At 73.0% G+C, this 2,315-nt stretch carries 2 protein-coding genes; one reads left to right on the top strand and one right to left on the bottom strand.

Translation table 11 applies throughout. The features are described 5' to 3' along the window. On the bottom strand, positions 1-1,114 hold a 1,114-nt coding region (locus GL263_RS25225; protein ID WP_182858053.1), incomplete at its 3' end, for a glycoside hydrolase family protein. A 183-nt stretch (positions 1,115-1,297) separates the two neighbouring features. On the opposite strand from GL263_RS25225, the gene GL263_RS25220 reads away from it, so the two are divergent. Then, a partial coding sequence (locus GL263_RS25220) for a LacI family DNA-binding transcriptional regulator (RefSeq protein WP_182858052.1) occupies positions 1,298-2,315 on the top strand: 1,018 nt, incomplete at its 3' end.

The following is a 2,315-nucleotide window of genomic DNA, read 5'->3' as shown; positions in this document are numbered from 1 at the left end:
GGAGGTTCCCGCCCGGGCCGGTGACCCGCAGGTGCGCGCCGTCGCAGGTGACGGTGAGGGCGGGGCCCTGGTCGTCGGCGCGCAGGGCGAGGTCGACGGGGGCGGCGGTGGTCGCGGCGGAGACGTCGAGGTCGCCGACCGCGTGCAACCCGGGTTTGTCGGCGGGTTCGCCCAGCCAGGTGTCCAGACCCGGCCACCACTCCAGTCGTGGCGCCTCGCCCGGAGGCGTGACCAGGAGTTTCGGTTGGGCGAGCATGCCGCGGCAGTGCGCGCCGGTGTCGGTGAGGCCGACCCGGCGCGGGGTGGTGTGGAGGACGACGCGGGAGCCGTCGGGGGCGGCGGCGATCCGGGGCGCGTAGGAGCCGGTCGGGCCGAGCGGGCCGCGGCGGGTCCACGGGCCGCGCAGCCGCGGGGCCGTCCACGCCTCGAAGCCCCGGGTGGCGCCTATGGAACCGAGCAGCAGCCAACTGCCGTCGTCGAGGCGTTCCAGGACGGGGCACTCCAGTTCGTCGACGTCGCCGGGGGAGAGGAGCGGGGGGTGCACGGTCCAGTGTTCGAGGTCGTCCGAGGTGGCGAACGCGACGCAGCCGCTGACCTCGACAGGTAGCGAGGCGTCCTGGGCACAGAGCACCATGACCCAGCCGTCGGACTCGTCGTCGCGCACGACAAACGGGTCGCGCCAGCCCATGCGTTCACCGGTGAGGTACCAGCGTGCGTCGGCCTCGACGACCGGTCCGGTGCCGTGCCGGCGCCAGCCGGTCCCGTCGGTGCGGTCGGAGTACGCCAGGCCGACGGACTGGAGCGGCCAGCCGCCCGGGGTGAGGCCGGAGACACCGGTGTAGAACATCGCCATCCCGGCGCCGTGGCGGATCGGGTGCATGGTCCAGGCCGCCTGCTGGTCGAACCTGCCGGGCAGGCCGGTGCCGAAGGCGCTGCCCTGCGGGCGCCAGTCGACCAGGTCGGTGGAGGTCGCCCGGCCGTAGGAGGTCTCCATCCGCAGATGGTCGAACTCGGTTGTCCACGGGCCCTGGAGGTGAAGCACCGCGTAGCTGCCGTTGTCGTCGCGCAGCAGGGCGAAGTCGTTGACGCAGAGGCCGGGCGGGGCGTATCGCATGCGCACTTCCTGGTCGGCTGGGCAGCGCGCAAACGTGTGCGCTGATCTTTCACAGATGAGGTCTCGGTTGAGAATCGGGGCAAGTAAATCTGAACGCAAACGCTTGCGCAACGAGTGGGTCGGGTTTACGGTCACGTCACCTCAGATCACAGCAACGTGAACCCCGACGGGAGGACCGACCCCGTGACGGTCAGCATCACCGATGTCGCCAGCGCCGCCGGCGTCTCTGCATCCACCGTGTCCCGCGCGCTGCGCGGCCGGCCGGGCGTCTCGGACGAGGTGCGCGAGCACATCACGGCCGTGGCCGCCTCGCTCGGCTACACCGCCTCCCGCTCGGCGTCCAGCCTGGCCAGCGGGCGCACGTACACCATCGGGGTCCTCGCCCCCTTTGTCGGCCGCTGGTTCTTCGGCACCGTGCTGGACGCCGCCGAGAAGGTGTTCAGCGCCGGCGGCTACGACGTCCTGCTGTACAACCTCGGCACGCCGGAGGCGCGCAAGCGCTTCTTCACCAAGCTGCCGGCGCGCAAGCGGGTGGACGCGGTGCTGTCGCTGCTGATCCCCGACGAGGAGGAGGCCGCCGCGCTCCGCTCCCTCGGTGTGCCGCTGGCCACCACCGTCGGCGGCCCCCGGGAGGGCTTCGCCGTCGTCGGTATCGACGACCACGCGGGCGCCACCAGCGCCGTACGCCACCTGGTGAACCTCGGGCACCGCCGCATCGGCATGATCTCCGGGGCGAGCGGGCCGCTCCACTGGACCACCCCGGTCCAGCGCCGCCAGGCGTATCTCGACGTGCTAGCGGACGCCGGCATCGGCCACGACCCGTCCCTTGAGGTGGACGGCGGCTACACGGTCGAGGGCGGCGAGCGCGCGATGACCGAGCTGCTGGCCAACTCCCGTCCGCCGACGGCCGTGTTCGCGCAGTCCGACGAGATGGCGATGGGCGCCCTGCGGGTGCTCCGCCGCCACCGCCTCAGGGTGCCCGACGACGTGTCCGTCGTGGGCTTCGACGACCACGAACTCGCCGAGGTGGTCGGGCTGACGACCGTCGCCCAGCCCGTCGCCCGGCAGGGCGCGGAAGCCGCCCGGCTGCTGCTGGAGCAGCTCGACCGGCCGGGCACCGAGACGCCCGGCCACGTCCGGATGCCCATCCGCCTGGAGCTGCGCGAGACGACCGCCCCGCCCAACCCGCGCGGACCCCAGT

It is taken from the genome of Streptomyces durbertensis (assembly GCF_014156695.1).
GTDB classification, from domain to species: domain Bacteria; phylum Actinomycetota; class Actinomycetes; order Streptomycetales; family Streptomycetaceae; genus Streptomyces; species Streptomyces durbertensis.
The sequence above is the reverse complement of the archived record's forward strand: the minus strand, read 5'-3'. Positions and strand labels throughout refer to the sequence as shown.